The organism is Comamonas testosteroni TK102 (genome assembly GCF_000739375.1).
GTDB classification, from domain to species: Bacteria; Pseudomonadota; Gammaproteobacteria; order Burkholderiales; family Burkholderiaceae_C; genus Comamonas; species Comamonas brasiliensis.
On record NZ_CP006704.1, the window covers coordinates 4,103,520 to 4,123,631 of the forward strand.

The window sequence follows — 20,112 nt, forward strand, 5'->3', positions numbered from 1 at the left end:
TTGATATACAATCTATGTCTTTCCTGAGATGCCCAGGTGGCGGAATTGGTAGACGCACTAGTTTCAGGTACTAGCGGGTAACTCCGTGGAGGTTCGAGTCCTCTCCTGGGCACCAAGTTTAACGACAACCTGCAAGGGTTGAAACAAACTTGGAAAACATTCCCCCAAAGGAATGCTTTCAAGCCAAGTGGCATCTTAGAGAATTTGAAGATTCGGGTTGAACGCAAGAAATTGCATTACAATACGAGCTTCCCTGAAAGCCCAGATGGCGGAATTGGTAGACGCACTAGTTTCAGGTACTAGCGGGTAACTCCGTGGAGGTTCGAGTCCTCTTCTGGGCACCAAACACGACAAGCCGCTGCATGCAAATGCAGCGGCTTTTTCGTTTTCGACCCAACCCGATCGGTCGTGCTGATTTGTTTCAAAAAACATGCGCAAGCCGTTATCTGCGCTAGATCAGCTGCTATATAATTCGATAACTCTGAAATGCCCAGGTGGCGGAATTGGTAGACGCACTAGTTTCAGGTACTAGCGGGTAACTCCGTGGAGGTTCGAGTCCTCTCCTGGGCACCAAACACGACAAGCCGCTGCATGCAAATGCAGCGGCTTTTTTGTTTCCACACTACGCCCTTGAAGTCACGCACACCAGGAGCAGGACGCAGGTGCAAGCTAGCTCCCACCTGAGTCTGCGGCACGTCCGATCCATCGAGTCGAGGAGGATCGCCCAAGCCGTGGAACGCCCTGCAGACAACATGTGCGTATTCCGGTCGAACTGACCGCCTGCGCCGGCTATGGCTGACCAGGCTGCTGGTCGTGACCGACTGAGTTCGGCCATAAGCGGTCACCGGCGAACGGCAGCAATAGAGCGATCGAGGTGAGACTCGACTGTATCCACTGGCCCCGGGTCGATTCAAAGTGCCACATCTAGACGTGCGCACAGTTACGAGCTGACCATCACCCAGTGAAAGCGAGCACATATCGATAGTCAGTGAGCTGTGCGCAAAGTTCGGCCGCGGCGCGTCTTACCAGCGCGGGGGGATCGAATCTTGCCGGGAGCATTCCACTTCGGTTGTCGATTTAGGCTTTTCACTTCGGGGCGAAGGCGCTAAACCTGCCTGCCATTGGCACGCTGTTGGATCGGCGCCAATCGACAGCCATCAAGCGATGAGGTCCTTGCCATAACCCCGATCTCTGGTTCTACTCCAATGTCAACTTATAGGCGCGACATGAACACTGCATTCTTTGCTGCTGCAGGCCTATGCCTTCTGCTTGGTGGATGTGCTTCGACCGTCGAGGTGAACAAAGGTCAAGTGGTCCAGCCCGCTGACGCTCCAACCGCTTTCGACGTGGCCACTATGAAGTCCGGCGGCGGCGCGGCTTGGACGCCACCCGGCATAACGCTGATCGACAAGACGTTGAATACGCTGAGCGGTCGTCAATACTTCACCCCGACCCCAGCGGACAAAGTTAAGATATTCGACTCTGTTACCCGTCAGCCCAAAGATGTCTATTGGGCGGGACTCACTCAGGCTGAAATCGTTAAGCTTTACGATGGCACCGATGAGCAGGTGGAACTTGAGCAGATCGATGTAAACGGCACCGTGTCCGCTCTCCCACTTACGGCCGACATCAAGAAGTCCTCATATCGGGTCAAGTATTACTATTATCGGTTTCGGACTCAGCCGTGCGCAGCGGGAACGCCTGGCTCCGGCGGGATCGCGATTGGCACGGGACTCCGCATCACGGCCGACGTCGCGGTCCTGAAGGCAAATGCAAACATCACTGGCCTGATGGGCTTGTCGAGCGCCGTTGAGGGTGGGCGGGTCAAAGGCAAAATTAGAATTCAAACCTTCGGGCTGGCTTCCGGCACTCAGTCCGTCAACACGTATCTGAGCGCCAGCGCCACCGACCTCAGTCCAGAGGCTATTCGCAAAGCTATAGAGTCCTTCGGCGTAGTTAAGGCCGTCAGCGACACTGGAAACGTCACCCTTTCTCCGAACTACCTGTTCGTGGAATCTGATGACATTACGAAGTGTTTGGCTGACCTGAAGCCAACGACCTAGCGCACTGAGCGCCTGGGATACTGGTAGCTACTAACCCAAGCTCCGAGGCGTCGGCAAACTGATCTGGCTCCCATCACCCTAGTCCTTGGCACTAATGAACGCGGCCACACGCTTCGTGGAGTTGTTCGGATTTCCTCTAGTGCTGGGGAATCTACTCAAGCCCCTGTTCGACGCATTGTGCAACGTGCCTTGCTTGACTCGCCTCAATACATGAGAGAGTAGGACGTCCGCCGCAGAACTCATACGAGCCCTTTTGGTAGAGCCCACGGGCACTGCGGCCTAACAGATTGTTCGTTCGACACGGACACGCAACGGCATGGCGTTGCGAGGCATGCGGATAAACGTGCGTCTCGCAACGCAATGCCGCTGCGCGCCGGTCAACTCCAACGTTGAATGGCCGCTTTCCGCTCACGTTTTCTGCGATATGGATGTCTGCTGGGGGTCGTTTGCTGCCGGTGGTCAGAACAAGCAAGCCGGTCATCGCGTATCGGAATGATGGTCAATTAAGGCCAGCGCCCGCAACATGCACAAAAAAGTGCCTCAACTCCCCTGAATGCAGCTTTTCACGCTATATAATTCGCTTACTCTGAAATGCCCAGGTGGCGGAATTGGTAGACGCACTAGTTTCAGGTACTAGCGGGTAACTCCGTGGAGGTTCGAGTCCTCTCCTGGGCACCAAACACGACAAGCCGTTGCATGCAAATGCAGCGGCTTTTTTGTTTGTCAGTGCACCTACCAAGGGTGCAAGAGACAGATGCAAGAAAGGGAGCTCTCAAGCTCCCTTTCTTGCGACCGCCACCCCTTATCGAGGCGGCATGCCCATCACTTACTTGCGCAGCAATTGCTTGAGTGCGGTCTGCAGGCGACGGGCAGACGCCTCATCGCTCGCACTTCCCAGCACCGTGGCCACATCCTGGCCCCAGGTCTGCTGGGGCGCTGGATCGTTGCGGCGAGTCAGCATCTGCAGCTGCAGCGCACGGCGTGCAGCCAGCTGATCGGCCGGGGTGTGCACGTCAGCAGCCATTTCCAGGCGCAGCAGAGCTTCTGCAGCATTGCCCTTGGGCGCAGCGGCCACGGCGCCGGACCAGGAGGTACGCACAGGAGCCGTCACCTTGCCACCCAGCTGCTGAGCCGATGGCAGCTGCGCCGCATCACGTGCCTGCCAGGCACCCAGCAACTGGGTCAGCGCTTCGCCATGGGCCTGGGCCGCCAGCTTGCGCAAGGCCTCCTGGGCATGCTCCACGGCATCACGCTGGGCACGGAAGGCGGGATCGGCCAGACGAGGACCGCGCTCTTCACGCGCGAACTCGCGACGACCACGACCGGCATCGCGGCTGTCGCGGCCATCACGGCCACCGCGCTCACCACGGGCTGCATCTCGGCCACGGCCTCCATCCTTGCGATCGCCAGGACGGCCACCGACGGCAGCTGCGGCCTCCTTCTTCATGCCAGGGCGGTCATCACCACGCACGGCGACCACGGGACGTGCCGGCTTGGCCACTGCCGCAGCTTCTGCCGCATCGGCTTCAGCTGCTGGCTCCGTCTGGGCTTGAGGCTGATTGTCGCCAGTCTTGGCAGGCTGGGCCTTGATGGCAGCCTCCAGCTCGGCCAGCGCTGCGTGAATCTTCTGCGCATCGCCGCTGGCATTGGCCGCTTCGACCGCCTTGGATGCATCCAGCACGCGACGATCATGCTCGGACAGCTCGACCGCTGCCTGGCTGCGACCACCACGCTCCACGCTCTTGCGATTGAAGGCATCATCCAGCGGCTTGCGGAATGCATCCCAGAGCTTTTGCTCATGCTTGCGATCCAGCGGCACCACCTGAGCCTCGGCCTGCCAGCGTTGCTGCAGCGCCTTTACGGCATCGATGCGCAGGCTGGGCGCAGTGCCCAGGGCCGTGGCTTCGTCGATCATGGCATGGCGACGCTCCAGGCTGGCCTTCTGCGCCGCCTGCAAGGGTGCTTCAGCGGCAGCCATGGCCTGCTTGAACAGGGGTTGCAGCTCGGCAAACAGCTTTTCGCCGATATGTCCGCTTTCGCGCCAGCGTTCGCCAAACTGGCGCAATGCGCGCAGCATGTTCTTCCAGTCCTGGCTCGCGGAATGCTCTGCGGCCCAGGCCTTGATTTCTTCGATCAGCGCCAGACGCTGGGCCTTGGCCTGCGTGCTGTCCTGGCGAATCTTGTCGTGCCAGGACTCGACCACCTTGTAGGCGGCATTGCAGGCCTCGTCGAACTTCTTCCACAGCGCATGATTGGCCGCAGCACCCTGGTCGGCCTGCTTCCACTGCTCGCGCAGGCTGCGCAGGGTTTCCTGGATCTTGCGGCCACCCAGAACCTGACCGTCGGGGCGGTTGAGCAAGGCCTCGGCCTTGGCCACCAGATCTTCGCGCAGCTTGTCGGCCAGCTGACGCTGCCAGCCATCGGCCTCACCGGCAGCCAGCAGAGCGTCGTGCACTTCGCTCACGGTCGCTTCATCCACAAAGCGGCCATGGGTCTTGATGGCAGCGCGCATGGCTTGCACGGCTTCGGAGCCTGCCTTGCTGTTGCCGGCTGCGGTCTCGGCCTTCAGCGCCTCCAGAGCCTGGCCCAGGCCGGCCTTGGCAGCTTCGACCTGCTCGGAGGTGGGCTTGCCACGGCCACCGGCTGCTGCGCGTGGCGCGGCAGGCTTGGCCACTTCCACAGCAGCGGCCTCAGGCGGCAAACCACGAGCTACACGGATTTCGTCAGCCCAGACCGGCACGGTGGGCAGAGGTGCAGCCTCGTCGGCGGCAGCCGCTTCGGTAAGCGCAAGCGCAGACTGGAAGGCATCCCAAACCAGCGCCAGCTGTGCCGACGCGGCTTCCAGCTGAGGCGGGAAGCGGCCGTCCACGCTGCTCCAGCTGGCGTCACCGGTCAGTTCCTTGGCCTGTTCTTGCCAACGGGCCACATCAGCGCCGAGAGCCTCCAGAACGGCCTTGGCATCCTTCCAGGACTTGGTGGACAGCACTTCAATGCGCTGGGCCAGGAGCAGCGCCACTTCGCGCTGCACCTGGGTGCGGTGTTGCAGGTCTTCCACAGCCTTCACACGCTCGACCAGCTGGGCCTTGAATTGCGACAGCGGCTCGCGCGACAGTGCGGCACCGGCCTTGGCGGCATCACGCTGCCAGGCGGCTGCAGCTGCGGCGTCAAAGGGCACGGCTGCCAGCAGCGCCTCTGCCTTCTCGGCCCATTCCACCGAAATCTTTTCCTGATTTGCGGTGCGGCGGATTTCATCAAGGCGCTCACGCACGGCACGGGCAGCACTCTTGTCGCCCTTGCTCAGTTCCTTGTGAACGTCCTGGAGTTGCTCGACCGTCGGCTGGGTCGCCAGCCAGTCGCGAATGCGCGCGGCGCGATCACCCGAGGTCTCGGCGGAGAAAGCACCACCCGTCAATGCATCCAGCGGATGTTGCTCAGAATTCTTGGCAGAGGCCGGGTTCACTTCAGATGCATCAGACATGGTGCTGCTAGGAGAAATAGATGTCATGTAAGGGTCAGAAAATGCTTGGCAGCCACCGCAGTCAACGCTGCAACAGGCCAGAGCCAACCCACATGAGGGCAGACTTTCCAAGCGCAAGCCCAGGCACTTGAGTGCCTAGGCAAACCGGTATTTTCGCCTTTATTTAAAGGCAAGCCAAAAAATGCGAAATCGCAAGGTATTTCGCGGCGATTTCATCACTGGGCCGACAGGCTCAGCTGGGCACGCGGAGTCCAGTCCTTGTCCTTCAGATCCAGCTTGGGAGCGCCCAGGAACAGGCGCTCCAGCGGCAGCTGCTGGGTGGCCAGATAGTCCCGCACAGCCACGCCGCGCGCCAGTGCTAGCTCACGCATGGCATCGTCGGGCACCTTGATGCTGGCCACCAGCAGGGCCTTCATCTGATCGGCCGGCAGATCCTTGGCCATCCCGACCATGTTACGGGGCTTTTTGATGTCGGCACGGCCGTAGACAGCCTTGAGCAAGGCCAGGCGCTCGGTTTCGCTGAACTCCGTCACCTCATCGCCACTCTTGCCTGCGCGAATCACGCTGCGGCGCTTCTGGGCCAGCAGCAGTCGATCCAGCTCCTCCGACTTCCAGGCCTCCTGGTCTTCGGCTTCGCGCGACTCGCCCACCACCGTCATCTTGAGTGCCGGGCGGTCGTTGAGTGCCTTGACGATCTTGGCCAGCTGCTCTTTTGCCTGGTCATCGAGCTTGGCACTGCCCGGCGCAAAATTGACAGCACCCGATTCGTCGCCACCCGAGAATGCGCCTGACAACAGCGCAAACGGTGCGGTCACGGCTTTCATGATGATGTTGCCGATCACCTTGAAGATGATGGGGGCCAGACGGAACTGCGGGTCGTTGAGCGAGCCGCTCAGCGGCACATCCAGATCGATCACGCCGTTGCGGTCGGACAGCAGGGCCACGGCCAGCTTGACGGGCAGCGACGCGGGCGCGCCTTCGACCTTGTCACCAAAAGTCAGCTGACGCAGCACCAGCTTGTTCGAGGCCGTGAGCTGTCCATCGGGCTGCACCTTGTAGTTCACATCCATATAGAGCTTGCCGCGCTCTATGCCATAGCCCGCGTACTTGATGGAATATGGCGACAGCGGCGACAGCTCCAGGTCATTCATCTGGGCGCGCACATCCAGCGCCAGAGGCTTGGCCAGCGGATTGATCTTGCCGCTGATATCGAGCTTCGCAGTGCCCTGGGCCCGGCCCTTGATTTCAAGATCGGCCATTTGCGGTCCGGCCTGGCCTGCAGGGGCCTGTGAAGAGAAAGCACTCAGACGGCCGGTCAGCTCACTCAGATCGGCCGAGTAGTTGGGCTGGATGAAGTAGTCTGAGAACTGCACCTTGCCGCCCGTCAGCACAATCGGCCCGACCTTGATGATGGGCGCAGGCCCGCTGTCCTCGGGCTTTGCCGGCTCTTCCACAGGCTTGCTGGCTTCGGGCTTCTGGCCCGCCGCCACCTTGGCGTTCGCCTCTTCGTTCTGCGCGACGGACTGTTCGGACTTTTCGGTCTTCACAATGTCCTGCAGATTGATGCGGCCGTTGCGCTGCACGATGACGCGCGCAAAAAAATCGCTCAATGCCGTCTCGCGCACGCTCACGCGCAGCGGCTGGGCCGGCTGCATGCTCAGATCCAGCCCGCGCACGGCCAGTGTCTTCCAGGCCAGCAGATCATCGCCCAGGCCCAGGCCGGTACGCGCTGCCAGCGCCTTGGCGCGGTCCGCCGTGGAGTCATTGAGCACCGCCGTCAGCGCGCCCTTGGCGGTGCTGGGCTTGCCAGCCTCCTCCTGCACCGGAGCAGCCAGCGTGGAGCGCACGCGCAGGTCGTTGAGTTCCACATCCCCCGACACGGACACTTGCGGCCCCTTGGCATGGGCCAGATAGTTGAGCCGGCCGCGGAAGTTGCCATCGGCACGCACCAGATCCACATTGAGCTTGTGAGCGAAATACGGCTCCAGTGCATGCAGCGGCACGGCACGAGCCTGCAGTTGACCCTGAGCCGAAACCGGCGTCAGGCCCAGCAGCCCCTTGAACTGAATTTGGCCAGCCTGCACCCGGCGATTGGCCGAGAGCTGCGCCGAGACCTCCAGCGGGGTCGGCGCAGCCTTGGCCGCCAGCGGCTCGAAAGCGCCCAGGCGCACGCGCAAGGCGCTGACATCCAGCTGTACCGGCTGTGCACTGCGGCCTTGCACAGGTGCGGCATCGCGGAACTGCAGCGCACCGCCATCCACGGCAATCGCTGCGAGCTTGACCGACCAGGGCTGGCCTGGCTCCGTCTTAGCCCCCTGGCTTGTCGATCTGGCTGCCGGCACTGCGGCAGGCAGCCAGCGCTCGTACATCCAGCGCCCTTGTGCGTCGCGCAGCGCCGCAAGCTGAGGTTTCTGGACGGCGATGGCCTCCACCTGCACCTGGCGGGCAGCGAGATCGACCTGAACGCCGCTGACCTTGATCTGCTCGATATTGACGGGAGCCTGCTTGTCCTGCAGCTGCAGCTTGTCGGCAGTCAGCTCGGTCACTTCCGCCACCACCCCGCCCTCGCCCCAGGAAATCCGGGCATCGGTATTGAGCATGGCGCTGAGCTGCGGCGTGAAGTGCGCTTGCACATAGGGCTGCAGCCATTGCAGCGGCAACTGCTCCAGCTTGAGGCTGAGCTTGCCGGCCTTGAGCGTGGCCTCACCCTCCACAGCCAGGCTGACTTCCTCTTGCGCCTGTGGCTGGCCGCCTGCTTGCACTCCTGCGGAGGCCTTCAGGTGCAAAGCTTCATTCATGGGCCAGGCCAGGCTTCTGGCCTGCAGGGTCAACGGAGCCAGCGTCAGCGCCGCAGGTGCCGCACCTGTTGCAGCATCCTGCCAATGCACGATGCCGCCTTCAATATCGAACTGCTGCACGCCAACGACCAAGGGGTTGGGCTTCTGAGCCTTCGCATTTGCCTGGGCCGGATTGCTGGCCTCGACGGAAGCGGGCTCAGGCCCTGCCTTCTCAAGCGGCGCTGCGGGAGCAACGGCCGGCGCATTCAGCCCCAGCCAGTTGATCACGCCTTGCGCGTTGCGGCTGACATGTACCTCCGGCTTGACCCAGCGCACCGTCTCCAGCGCCATCTGGTTCTGCAGCGGTTGAACATTCTGGAGCTGCACTTCCAGCGCATCAAAGCTCAGCAGCGGCGCGCCCTGGCGGTCCTGCAAAGCGACCTCGCTCAAGGCCAGCTTGCCGCTGATGCGAACCACCGGCCGGTCTTTTTCCTCGAAGCTGACCTGCAGATCCGTATCAAGCATTCCCGAGAGAGGCTGCACCGGAACGCTGGCAGGCACATAGCCCAGATAAGGAGTCAGATCGATGTGCTCCCATTTGAGATGCATCGCCGTCTGGCGGCTGTCCGTGAACGGCGTGCTCTCGCCCGATGTATCGAACTTGCTGCCGTTGAGGTCGAAAGCCAGATGCGGCAACACCTTGATCTCGCGCTTGGACGCCAGATTGCTGATGAAGGGAATGCTCAGCTGCAAGTCCTTGAGCTCATGCTTGCGCTGCACCGACTCGTCATTGAGTTCGACACGGCCGTCGCGCAAGGCAATGTTGTAGAGCGCAAAGCTCACGGGCTTGGCTGGCTCTTCGTCATCGGGCTCCATGAGCCTGGCAATCACATCGTCGATATCGAGCTTGCCCAACGAATGCTGAGTCAGGCGCACCACGGGCGCATCGACCTCGATGGCATCCAGCACAGGCGCGAGCCTGAACAGTGATTGCGCACTGGCATTGATGAAGATGCGCTTGATCTCCAGCTGGGGCTCTGCGGCAGAATTCAGGTCTTTATGAGCTGAAACGCCTTCTGCATCAGCGGTTTCAGCTACTTTTTTAATAGCCTTATCCATCACCAGATCATGCAGGGTGATGGACATCGCCCAGGGCGCAAACTCGATCTTGCCCACATGGACGCCGCGCCCCAGCTTCTCGGCAGCCCGTTTTTCCAGCTGGCTCTTAGCCACCCAGGGCACCAGCGCCCAGAGCAGCAGCCATAACAGCAAAAGAGCAAGAACAGACCAGATCAGCCGGCGAAGCCAGCGATTCGATGTGAGCAAGGACATGAGGATTTGTTATTGATGCAGGGATTGAAAGCCTTTCAAGACTCTCAGGGCCGGGACCCGCCACGCGCCCGGAACACCACTGTACCTTGAGCGCATACAGGTGTATCCAGATTGCGCTCTATATATAGATAGAGGCAAGAGGCGTTTCCAGAGAGAAGTTTGCGTCATCGACATGCCCGGCAGAGACAGATGAGCGCGAAAAAATGCAAACAATGCGCTGCAGCACGAGACCTCGCCAGAAACGACAAAGCCCGGAAGTGGCGAAACCGACTTCCGGGCTTCACGGCCGGTACCAGACCGGGCCGTTTTCGCGGTTCAAGGAGGGTGTGGTCCTTGCCGCTGGAAGCAACGATTGCTCCCTTTAGTGCCTCAAGCGAAGATAAAGAGCAAGTGCCAACAGCCCATGGAATCAAAGGCCTCGGCGGAGTTTGCTTTTCCTTTCCTTTGGCAAGCACCTGCAACTTGCAGGCAGATTCACTATATCTGTGCTCGCGTAGGGCTACCAGGCTTTTTGCACTTTATTTCGCCTTGATGACAAATAAAACGATGTGAGCGTATACACCTCTTGAATCCGTGATTTTTTGCTGTAATTTTTTGAGCAAACTGTACATTCATACAGTTTTTATATAATTTTAAAATCTAAAAAGTATTTTTGTTAGTGTTGACTGAATATTTAGGACGCTTCTAGAATCCGCCAGCGCTCGAAATGAGCGTTTTTTGTTTCCGCTGCCTCACGACTGAGCAGACCGATCGGCGCCCCGAGGGGCGCTTTTAATCGGCCCGCAGCAAACCTCATCGGCCAGTTGTCCTGGTTGCACCGCGAGATTGATCCGGTGCGACCTCGGGCGATAGCCAAGAAAGGACAAGCTATGCCAGCGTCAGGAAAATTAATCGCCTCTGCGCGAACGTTGGGCCATAAGACGGCCCACGGTTTTCTTGCTCTTACTCACAACGGTTTCGCCCTGCTGGGCTTGGCCGTGGCCATTTCGGCCCTGATTTTGATCTCTCGTCCGGACCTGCGTCTGGCCGGCGCCACCGAGCTGCGCGAGTGGCTCGACACACGCCTGCCCGCCAGCACCATTGTGGCTGCCGCCGAAGTGGAGGAAGCTCCTGCTTCCGCCAACATCGTCGTCGCCAGCGACCGTGCCACGGCCGTCAACCCCAAGAACCTGCCCAAGGAGCAGGCGGCTGTCGCCTACTGGCTCAGCAAAAAATACCGGGTGGCGCCCGAACCGATTGCCGCCCTGGTCAGCGAAGCCTATGCCCAGGGCAAGGCCAACAAGCTCGATCCGACGCTGATTCTGGCCATCATGGCGATTGAATCGAGCTTCAACCCGTTTGCCCAAAGCTCGGTCGGTGCCCAGGGCCTGATGCAGGTGATGACGTCCGTGCACACCGACAAGTATGAAAGCTTTGGCGGCCAGCATGCGGCCTTCGACCCTGTGACCAACCTCAAGGTCGGCGTCAAGGTGCTCAAGGAATGCATTGCCCGCGCCGGCTCCATCGAGGGCGGCCTGCGCTACTACGTGGGCGCAGCCAATCTTCCTTCGGACGGCGGCTATGCGGCCAAGGTGCTTGCCGAACACCAGCGCCTGCGCCAGGGCGTGGGCCTGCAGGCCAGCCCGCTGATGACGGCCAAGTCCGAAGCCGCCACCAAGGTCTCCCACGCCCAGCAGGTGGCCCTGGCCGACTCCAATCTCTAAGCGACAGATCCCCGTATTTCTCAAGCTGGCTGCGGCCAGCTTTTTTTATGCCTGGCACGGCTCTGAGGGAAAAACGGGCATAGGCCTTGGAGCCATGCCGGCTCAGCTACACTAGCGGGTGTACGCAACTGGCGATAGGCGCAGAGTTTTCTGCCGCTGACGTGGAAACCGGCAGACTGCAAGGTCTGTGAACCACCGGGGAGCGTACCGCCCAGAGCCGCAGCGACTGCAGCCTGCAAGCGTTTCAGCCGTTCGCCTGGGCAGCCCTTGGCCTCAAGGGAATATCTAAGTTCATAGGACTGCCATGTTTCAACGCACCGATACCGTCGCGAAAGTCGACCCCGAACTGTTTGCAGCTATTGAAGCTGAAAACCATCGCCAGCAAGAGCACATCGAGCTGATCGCCAGCGAGAACTACTGCTCGCCCGCCGTGATGGAAGCCCAGGGCTCCCAGCTGACCAACAAGTACGCCGAAGGCTATCCCGGCAAGCGCTACTACGGTGGCTGCGAGCATGTGGACGTGGTCGAGCAGCTGGCCATTGACCGCATCAAGCAGATCTTTGGCGCGGACGCCGCCAACGTGCAACCCAATTCCGGCTCTCAGGCCAACCAGGCTGTGCTGATGGCTTTCGCCAAGCCCGGCGACACCATTTTGGGCATGAGCCTGGCCGAAGGCGGTCACCTGACCCACGGCATGGCGCTGAACATGTCCGGCAAATGGTTCAAGGCCGTCTCCTACGGTCTGAATGCCGACGAAGCCATCGACTACGACAAGCTCGAAGAGCTGGCCCGTGAGCACAAGCCCCGCATCATCGTGGCCGGCGCTTCCGCCTATGCCCTGCGCATCGATTTCGAGCGCTTCGCAAGAATAGCCAAGGAAGTCGGCGCCATCTTCTGGGTGGACATGGCCCACTACGCCGGCCTGATTGCCGCCGGCGTGTACCCCAACCCCGTGCCCCACGCCGACGTGGTCACCACCACCACTCACAAGAGCCTGCGCGGTCCTCGTGGCGGCGTGATCCTGATGAAGGCCGAGCACGAGAAGGCCATCAACAGCGCCATCTTCCCTGGCCTGCAAGGCGGCCCCCTGATGCACGTCATCGCCGGCAAGGCCGTGGCCTTCAAGGAAGCCCTGACTCCCGAGTTCAAGGCTTACCAGGAACAGGTCGTGAAGAATGCCAAGGTGTTTGCCGAAACGCTGACCGAGCGCGGTCTGCGCATCGTCTCCGGCCGCACCGAAAGCCACGTGATGCTGGTGGACCTGCGCGCCAAGGGCATTACCGGCAAGGCTGCCGAAGCGGCTCTGGGTCTGGCTCACATCACCGTGAACAAGAACGCCATCCCCAACGACCCCGAGAAGCCTTTCGTGACCAGCGGTATCCGTATCGGCACGCCCGCCATGACCACGCGTGGCTTCGGTGAGGAAGAAGCCCGCATCACCGCCAATCTGGTGGCTGACGTGCTGGACAAGCCCGAAGACGAAGCCAATCTGGCCGCCGTGCGCGCCAAGGTGGCCGAGCTGACTGCCAAGTTCCCTGTCTACAGCAAGTAAATTCTGCTGCACTGAGCTGTCATGAAGTGCCCCTTCTGCAACCATCCAGACACGCAAGTGGTTGAGACCCGCGAGTCCGAGGACGGGGGCTTCATCCGCCGCCGCCGCCGCTGCGGCGGCTGCGACAAGCGCTTCACGACCTACGAGCGCCCCGAGGTCAGCTTTCCGACCGTGGTCAAGAGAGACGGCCGCCGTATCGAGTACGAGCGCGCCAAGCTGCAAGGCTCTTTTCAGATCGCGCTGCGCAAGCGCCCCGTGAGCACCGAACTCATCGATGCGGCCATAGAGCGCATCGAGGACAGGCTGCTCAATCTGGGCCAGCGTGAAATCGATTCCAGCCGCCTTGGCGAGCTGGTGATGGATGAACTCAAGGGCCTGGACAAGGTCGGCTATATCCGGTTTGCCAGCGTATACCGCAGCTTCGAGGATGTGGACGATTTCAAGAACATCATGGATGAGGTTCGCAGTCCCAAGGCCAAGGCCGCCAGAAAGCCCCAGCCCTGACCACCGCCATGACAAAAGCCACCCTCGGGTGGCTTTTGTTTTGTGCACTTGACGGCAGGCATTTGCTATTAATTAATGAGCATATATCGCATGATTTCAAAGGATATCAGATAGTTTTTTATCTAATTTCCTTAATGCACGCGCGTAATGCGCTCCATTAAAGGTAGCGCCATCGGACCGCTGCGGCTTTGCTCGCGCACATGCTCGGCCAGGGCATCCAGATCCAGCATGCCGCCCACCACATCGATGCCTTGCGCGAAGATGCTGAAGTTGTCGCCGCCGCTGCCCAGATAGCTCTGCAGTCCCACGCGGTAGCGCTGCGATATCTCGAGCCGCCGGCCGTTCAGACGCAGCTCGCTCACGCGCCGGCCCGCGGGCTGGCGACGGTCGAAGCGGTAGCTGAAGCCCTCGGACACCTGCAGGATGCGCGGCGCATTCACGGTGTTGCTGCCGCTGTCGAATTGCTGCTCCAGCGCCTGTCGTATCTGCTCGCCCGTCAGGCTCATCACCATCAGCGTATTGCCGAACGGCTGAACGCTGAACAGCTGGCCATAGTTCACGCTGCCGTCGGCCGCGGGCAGCAGGTCGGCGCGCACACCGCCGGGGTTCACAAAAGCCAGTTGCGCTCCGCCCGCGGCGGCATCGCGCGTGGCCGCAAGTATGGCGTCGGCCACGATGCGCCCCATTACGCTTTCGCCATTGGCTTGCGGCATGCGGCTGACAGGTCCGGCCAGCCGCCCTGCAACGGCCTCGGCCAGCGGCCGCGCCGCAGCCTTGTAGCGAGCCACCAGCGCCGCCACTTCAGCATCGGCGTCAAAGACCGGAAACTCGGGCTGCAAGCCCACCTGGCCACCAGCGCTGCGATAGGCCTCGCCCTGCACGATGGTCTGGTGCGCCGACTTGCGGCTGACGCGGCGTTTGCGCGCATCCACCGTCAGTCTGACTTCGGTCAGCAGCGTGCCGTAGTGACCCGCGCTGGTCAGCAAGAACGGCTTGCGGGCATTCACCCTGGCGTAATCGCACACGTAGGAACGATGGGTGTGACCGGAGATCACCACATCGACCTCGCTGGAGAGCTGCTCCAGAATCGGCACGATAGCGCCGGACAGACCCTGGCAGCTATCGTCCTGCAGGCCCGACGTGGTGGCTCCACCCTCATGGATCAGCACCACGATCACATCGGCCCCCTGCGCACGCAGCTGGGGGATCAGCGCATTGGCCGTCTGTGCCTCGTCGGCGAATGTCAGCCCTCTGACCCCGCTGGGCCGCACCATATGCGGCGTGTTCCTGAGCGTCATGCCGATGAAGCCCACGCCTATGCGCAGACCGTCCTGCTCGAAGAACTTCAGCCCCGTCGCGGGAAACAGCGGCCGGCCGTCGCCGCGCAGCGTATTGGCCGCGAGAAACGGGAACTCCGCGCCCCTGAAGGGCTGGCTGATCTGGCATGGCTGCTTGCTGGTGAACTTCTCGCAGCCACCGTTTTGCATGCGCTGCAACTCGGCTACGCCCTGGTCGTATTCGTGATTGCCAGTGGCCGCAAAGTCCACCCGCATGAGATTGAGCACCTCTATCGTCGGCTCATCGAGAAACAGCGCCGAGACCATGGGCGAAGCCCCGATCATGTCCCCTGCCGTGACCAGCGCCACATGGCGACTGGCCCGGCGGCGCTGGGCGATGGCCCGGGCCATGTAGGCCACGCCGCCCGCAGGCACGACAACGTTGCGGCCCTGCGCGTTCTGCGCCGTCACCGCCAGTCCGGGCGGCTCCAGATGCCCGTGCAGGTCGTTGAAGCCCAGCACGATGATCTCCATGCTGGCAGGCCTGGGCACACCACCGCTGCATGCGCTCAAGCCCAATGCGAGCAGCGCAGCGCAGAGGGGGGCGGAGACCTTGTAAAAAGCACAACGCCAGCCTGGCGACAGGGCGCGAGACTGGCGTTGATCCGGTTTTTTGTCAGTTGCAACCATCGGACTCTCCTGAGTCAGAGCTTGTAACGCACAAAAAGGTCTGGGTGATGTCAGCTGGCCGAGGCCGGAATCGGAGCCAGACCGGAATCCACATCGGCATTCTGCGCGCGGTGGCGCAGCGCATGGTCCATCACCACCAGCGCCAGCAGCGCCTCGGCAATCGGGGCGGCACGAATGCCCACGCAAGGGTCGTGGCGCCCCTTGGTGATGACTTCGGTGCTCTGGCCGTGCACGTCGATGGATTCACGCGGCGTGATGATGGAGCTGGTGGGCTTGATGCCGATGCGCACTTCCAGATCCTGGCCGGTGCTGATGCCGCCCACGATGCCGCCCGCATTATTGCTGCGGAAACCCTCGGGGCTCAGCGAATCGCCGTGCGTGGTGCCGCGCTGGGCAACGCTGTCAAAGCCTGCGCCGATCTCCACGGCCTTGACCGCATTCAGGCCCATCATGGCGTAGGCGATGTCGGCGTCCAGGCGGTCATACAAAGGCTGGCCCAGGCCGACCGGCATATTGCTGGCGTTCACTCGCAGCGCCGCACCACAGGAATCGCCACTCTTGCGCAGCTGCTCCATGTATTCCTCGAAACGGCTCACATCGGCCACGGGTGCGAAGAAGGGGTTGTGAGGCACATGCTCCCAGCTCTCGAAGCCTATGGACAGCTCGCCGATCTGCGTCATGCAGGCGCGGAACTCGGTGCCGAATTTTTCCTTGAGCCATTTCTTGGCCACGGCACCCGCGGCCACGGTGGGCGCTGTCAGGCGTGCCGAGGAGCGACCGCCGCCGCGCGGGTCGCGGATGCCGTACTTCTGGAAGTAGGCATAGTCGGCATGACCGGGGCGAAAGCTCTGCGCAATATTGGAGTAATCCTTGCTGCGCTGATCGGTGTTGCGGATCAGCAGGGCGATCGGCGTGCCCGTGGTCTTGCCCTCGTACACGCCGGAGAGAATCTCCACTGCATCGGGCTCGTTGCGCTGGGTGACGAACTTGCTGGTGCCTGGGCGGCGCCGATCCAGATCATGCTGGATATCCGCCTCGCTCAAGGCCATGCCCGGGGGGCAGCCGTCAATCACACAGCCAATGGCCGGACCGTGGGACTCACCGAAATTGGTGACCGTGAAAATTGTGCCGAAGGTATTGCCGCTCATAGACCGTCAATTATGCCTGCAGCGCCTGCTCACCACCGCGGCTGACTGCTGCCGGGTGGCATGGATGCATGGTCCCAGGCCACCGGCGTGTGCGAGAACCGGGCGCTGTGACGCACGGCCTGCAACTTGCCAAAGCCGCTGTCCAATGTCTGCAGATAGGGCGCGATATCAGGCCTGGCCTCTGTCCAGGCATGGCCCGCTACCTGCACCCGCCCCAAGCCACGCAACCAGTGCGCCACACCGGCCAGGGTGACACGCACACGCCAGCTGCCCCCCTGCTGCGCTTGACGAAGCAAGGCGGCCTCTACGCCAAAGGCCAGCCAGAACCCTGCACCATAGTCCAGCGCCTGCATGGGCAGCGCGCGAGGCTGCGCCGAGCCATGCGCGGCGGCCTCGTCCTCGTTGATGCCACTGGCCGTCTGCACCAGAGAATCAAAGCCGCGCCGCCCGGCCCATGGCCCCTCCCATCCATAGGCGCAGAGTTCGGCCACCACCAGCCCGGGCCGCATCTGCAGCAGTTGCTCTGTGCCAAAGCCCTTGGCCTGCAAAGCCCCGGGGCGGTAGGCCTGCATGAAGACATGAGCACCCCTTACCAGCATGCTCAGGGCATCGTGTCCTGCGGCCTCATTCATATCCGCATGTGTGGACCGCTTGCCCCGGCTGGTATCGGCAATAGCGTCGATATTGGGCAAATGCGGGCTGTTGACCAGCATCACATCCGCGCCATAGGCGGCCAAAGTACGCCCTGCAACCGGCCCGGCCAGAATGCGCGTGAGATCCAGCACCCTCAGCCCCGCCAGCGGCCGCTGCCCGTTCTGCAGTCCCGGCCAGGGCAATGCTGGAGCATCGCCCACTCGCTCTATCTGCACCAGCGCAGCCCCGGCCACCCTCTCCTCCTGGCCCAATGACTGCCACTGGGCATGGCTGCGCGATGCGGCCACCGGCAAGCCACGGACGGCTGCCTGTGTCTCGACGTCCTGCGCACGCCAATGGGCCAGCGCCTGAGCCACGGCCTCGCGTGGAGTGGCTGCGCCCTCGGGCAGCCCCAGCAAGGCCAGCACCCCGTCGCGGTGATGATCGAAATTGGCATGAATACGAACCCAGCCTGGTTCGCCCACCGCCTGGCCGCAGGCATACAGTCCGGAGACTGGCGCCCATGGGTCAGGCCTTCTTCCATCCAGGGTGAAATAGCCGCTGGACTCGAATGCCGCATGTTGGGCATCTACCGTCACCATTTGCACAGGGCGACGGGGCTGACGCAGCTGCTCTACCTGCGTGGCCGCAAGCGCTGCCGCTGCCACGCTGGCCTGCACTGCATCCACCACGGCAAAGCTGCTGACAAAGCCGCGGGCCCTGCCCGTCAACCGCAGCTGCGATAAGGCCTGTGCAGGCAAACCGGCCAATTCCCATTGCTGCTGCAGCGCGGCACGAGCCCGCTGTGCGGACGCTGCGGAAGAAGAAAAGCAAAGACTGGCAGTAGACATCGAAACTCCTGGCAAGCGCCGTAAACCCATGTCTTGCATTGCACGCGCCATGATCCATGGCCGTCAATCTTGATTGGGCCAATCGACTGCGGACAGCACACACTCGCCATCAACCCATCTGCAGGCGCTACGATGCAGGGCCACCACCTCTCATCGCCTGATCGACTGCCCATGTCCGCTGATATGCCCTCCTCCTCCCCATGGCTGCAGGCGGCAGAAGCTGCAGCCATGCTGGGGGTGCAGCGCGCCAGCCTCTACAGCTATGTCAGCCGCGGCCTGTTGAAGGCTCAACGACTCGTCGGCAGGCGCGGCAACGTCTACCTGCTGTCGGATGTGCAGCGTCTCGTGCGCCAGCGGCAGGCCGTGCGCAACCCCGCACAACTGGCCCAGTCCACCCTGGACTGGGGTCAGGCCGTGCTGGACTCAGCCATCACCCTGGTGCGCGACGGACAGCTTTACTACCGCGGCCACAGCGCCGTACAACTGGCACAAAGCGCCACTTTGGAAGAAACCGCAATGCTGCTCTGGCAGCAAAGCAGCGCAGGCCCCACCGGGGTCGATGAGGCACCGGCAAGGCAGGGGGCTCGTCACATGCCCCGCAGCGCGGCACAGGCGCTGGCCACATGGTTTGGCATGGCAACGGTGCCGCGCAATCATCTGGCACTGCTGCACTGCATGGGAGATGTGTTGCTGGGTCTGCCGCCACCAGCCAGCGCCTCCAGTTCAAGGCCATCTGCGCAAACTGTGACGCTTGCGCCACTGCATCAGCGCCTGGCCGCCAGCTGGCAGATCGCTGCAGATTCTGACGCCAAGGTCGATGCCACCAATGTGCTGCGTAGCGCCCTGGTACTGTGCGCCGACCATGAGCTCAATGCGTCCAGTTTTGCCACACGCGTGGTTGCATCCACCGGCGCCAGCCTGCATGCCAGCGTCGGAGCAGGGCTGGCCGCATTGTCCGGCCCACTGCATGGCGGCATGACCCGGCACATCAGCGCTCATTGGGACGAATGGCATGGCAGACCGCCCAAGGCAGCCCTGGCCGCCTCGTTGCAGGCCTTGCTGGAAGCCAGGCAGACCGGTCAGACACCGCACTACATGGCAGGATTTGGCCACCCGCTCTACCCTTCAGGCGACCCGCGCAGCGCCTACCTGCTGGCCCTGCTGCCATTTGACTCCCGGCGCGAAAACCTGATTGACCAGGTCCATGCGACCACTGGACTGCACCCAAGTCTGGACTACAGCCTGGTGGCCATTGAACGCGCCCTGCACCTGCCGCCAGGTGCGGCCTTTGTGCTGTTTGCCCTGGGCCGCACCGTGGGCTGGATTGCCCATGCGCTGGAGCAGCAGGCTACGGGCCAATTGATACGCCCGCGCGCGCAATACACCGGCGCCCAGCCCGCTACAGACATGGAGGCCGCGCCCACACAGCTCGGCCGCATCATCCGCTTCTAAGCGGCTTACCGGGCCGCAAAAAACGGCCCGAAGGCCGCCTGACTCAGATGCAGAACTGCTGCGCAGTCATTACTCCGCACCCTGGCGCTCGCCTTCGGGCCAGTCGCGGATATAGGCCTTGAGCATGCGGTTCTCGAAGTTCTGGCTGTCCACCACGGCCTTGGCCACGTCATACAGCGAGATCACGCCCATCAGCATGCGCTTGTCCATCACCGGCATATAGCGCGCATGGCGATCCAGCATCATGCGGCGCACCTCGTCCATATCGGTTTCCATGGTGCAGGTCATGGGCGCGTCGTCCATGGCGCCGCGCACGGAAATGTTCTCCACGCCGCCGGTCTTCACAAAGCCCTGGATCACTTCGCGGAAGGTGAGCATGCCCACCACATCGCCGTGATCCATCACGACCAGCGAGCCGATGTCCTTCTCCGACATCACCTGCACCGCCGCGGCCAGGCTTTCATCGGGCGACACCGTGTACAGGGTATTGCCTTTGACGCGCAGGATGTCACTAACTTTCATTGCTGTTCTCCGAAGTCTGTTTGGCACGCTGTGGCAGCTTTTGTCCTGCATGTGTCAGCACATGCGGCATCGCTTTGCACAGAATGCAGGTGCGTGCACAAATATAGCCCACAATGGCTTGCATTCAGAA

The 20,112-nt window shown here is 61.9% G+C and carries 11 protein-coding genes, 4 tRNA genes and 1 riboswitch; of the genes, 9 read left to right on the top strand and 6 right to left on the bottom strand.

Going from position 1 to position 20,112, the window contains the following annotated elements:
- Window positions 1-30: 30 nt before the first annotated feature.
- The 5 genes from O987_RS18545 to O987_RS18565 all read left to right on the top strand — a co-directional run bounded on the left by O987_RS18545 (window position 31) and on the right by O987_RS18565 (window position 2,741).
- Window positions 31-115, top strand: a tRNA-Leu gene (locus O987_RS18545).
- 144 nt (window positions 116-259) lie between these two features.
- Window positions 260-344, top strand: a tRNA-Leu gene (locus tag O987_RS18550).
- A 144-nt stretch (window positions 345-488) separates the two neighbouring features.
- Window positions 489-573: transfer RNA gene (locus O987_RS18555), tRNA-Leu, on the top strand.
- Window positions 574-1,226: 653 nt separating this feature from the next.
- The gene (locus tag O987_RS18560) at window positions 1,227-2,063 is read left to right on the top strand and encodes a hypothetical protein (RefSeq protein ID WP_144244945.1); all 837 of its coding nucleotides are present in this window, start codon (window positions 1,227-1,229) and stop codon (window positions 2,061-2,063) included.
- A 593-nt stretch (window positions 2,064-2,656) separates the two neighbouring features.
- Window positions 2,657-2,741, top strand: a tRNA-Leu gene (locus tag O987_RS18565).
- Between the two features lie 148 nt (window positions 2,742-2,889).
- Here O987_RS18565 and O987_RS18570 read toward each other — a convergent pair.
- Together O987_RS18570 and O987_RS18575 are read right to left on the bottom strand one after the other, a co-directional pair.
- Window positions 2,890-5,541: a DUF349 domain-containing protein gene (locus O987_RS18570; RefSeq protein WP_019043192.1), complete on the bottom strand. Its 2,652-nt coding sequence runs from the start codon at window positions 5,539-5,541 to the stop codon at window positions 2,890-2,892.
- 215 nt (window positions 5,542-5,756) lie between these two features.
- Window positions 5,757-9,650 (bottom strand): DUF748 domain-containing protein, encoded by a 3,894-nt coding sequence (locus O987_RS18575; protein WP_043373951.1) that lies wholly within the window; start codon window positions 9,648-9,650, stop codon window positions 5,757-5,759.
- An 869-nt stretch (window positions 9,651-10,519) separates the two neighbouring features.
- Between O987_RS18575 and O987_RS18580 the strand changes: the two genes are divergently transcribed.
- From O987_RS18580 to nrdR, 3 genes are all read left to right on the top strand, one after another.
- A complete protein-coding gene (locus O987_RS18580; RefSeq protein ID WP_003053391.1) occupies window positions 10,520-11,353 on the top strand; it encodes a lytic transglycosylase domain-containing protein in 834 nt (277 codons plus the stop codon).
- A 114-nt stretch (window positions 11,354-11,467) separates the two neighbouring features.
- A riboswitch (ZMP/ZTP riboswitch) is annotated at window positions 11,468-11,622 on the top strand.
- Window positions 11,623-11,657: 35 nt separating this feature from the next.
- Window positions 11,658-12,905 (top strand): serine hydroxymethyltransferase, encoded by a 1,248-nt coding sequence (gene glyA / locus O987_RS18585; RefSeq protein ID WP_043373954.1) that lies wholly within the window; start codon window positions 11,658-11,660, stop codon window positions 12,903-12,905.
- A gap of 21 nt (window positions 12,906-12,926) precedes the next feature.
- Window positions 12,927-13,409: a transcriptional regulator NrdR gene (nrdR, locus tag O987_RS18590; RefSeq protein WP_019043195.1), complete on the top strand. Its 483-nt coding sequence runs from the start codon at window positions 12,927-12,929 to the stop codon at window positions 13,407-13,409.
- Window positions 13,410-13,540: 131 nt separating this feature from the next.
- Here nrdR and O987_RS18595 read toward each other — a convergent pair whose 3' ends face one another.
- Genes O987_RS18595 through O987_RS18605 form a run of 3 tightly spaced genes read right to left on the bottom strand, consistent with a single transcriptional unit; the run spans window position 13,541 to window position 18,008 of the window.
- On the bottom strand, window positions 13,541-15,376 hold the full coding sequence (locus O987_RS18595; protein ID WP_043373958.1) for a bifunctional metallophosphatase/5'-nucleotidase: 1,836 nt from the start codon (window positions 15,374-15,376) through the stop codon (window positions 13,541-13,543).
- Window positions 15,377-15,426: 50 nt separating this feature from the next.
- Window positions 15,427-16,524 carry a chorismate synthase gene (gene aroC, locus O987_RS18600; protein ID WP_019043197.1) on the bottom strand — a complete coding sequence of 366 codons (1,098 nt, stop codon included), beginning with the start codon at window positions 16,522-16,524 and terminating at the stop codon, window positions 15,427-15,429.
- A 29-nt stretch (window positions 16,525-16,553) separates the two neighbouring features.
- Window positions 16,554-18,008: a CoA transferase gene (locus O987_RS18605; protein WP_200879564.1), complete on the bottom strand. Its 1,455-nt coding sequence runs from the start codon at window positions 18,006-18,008 to the stop codon at window positions 16,554-16,556.
- Between the two features lie 171 nt (window positions 18,009-18,179).
- Between O987_RS18605 and O987_RS18610 the strand changes: the two genes are divergently transcribed.
- Window positions 18,180-19,460, top strand: a complete 1,281-nt coding sequence (locus tag O987_RS18610; protein WP_051962211.1) for a citrate synthase family protein — start codon at window positions 18,180-18,182, stop codon at window positions 19,458-19,460.
- A 69-nt stretch (window positions 19,461-19,529) separates the two neighbouring features.
- Here O987_RS18610 and O987_RS18615 read toward each other — a convergent pair whose 3' ends face one another.
- Complete coding sequence (locus O987_RS18615) at window positions 19,530-19,982, bottom strand: CBS domain-containing protein (protein ID WP_003053381.1); 453 nt, start codon at window positions 19,980-19,982, stop codon at window positions 19,530-19,532.
- Window positions 19,983-20,112 lie beyond the last annotated feature (130 nt).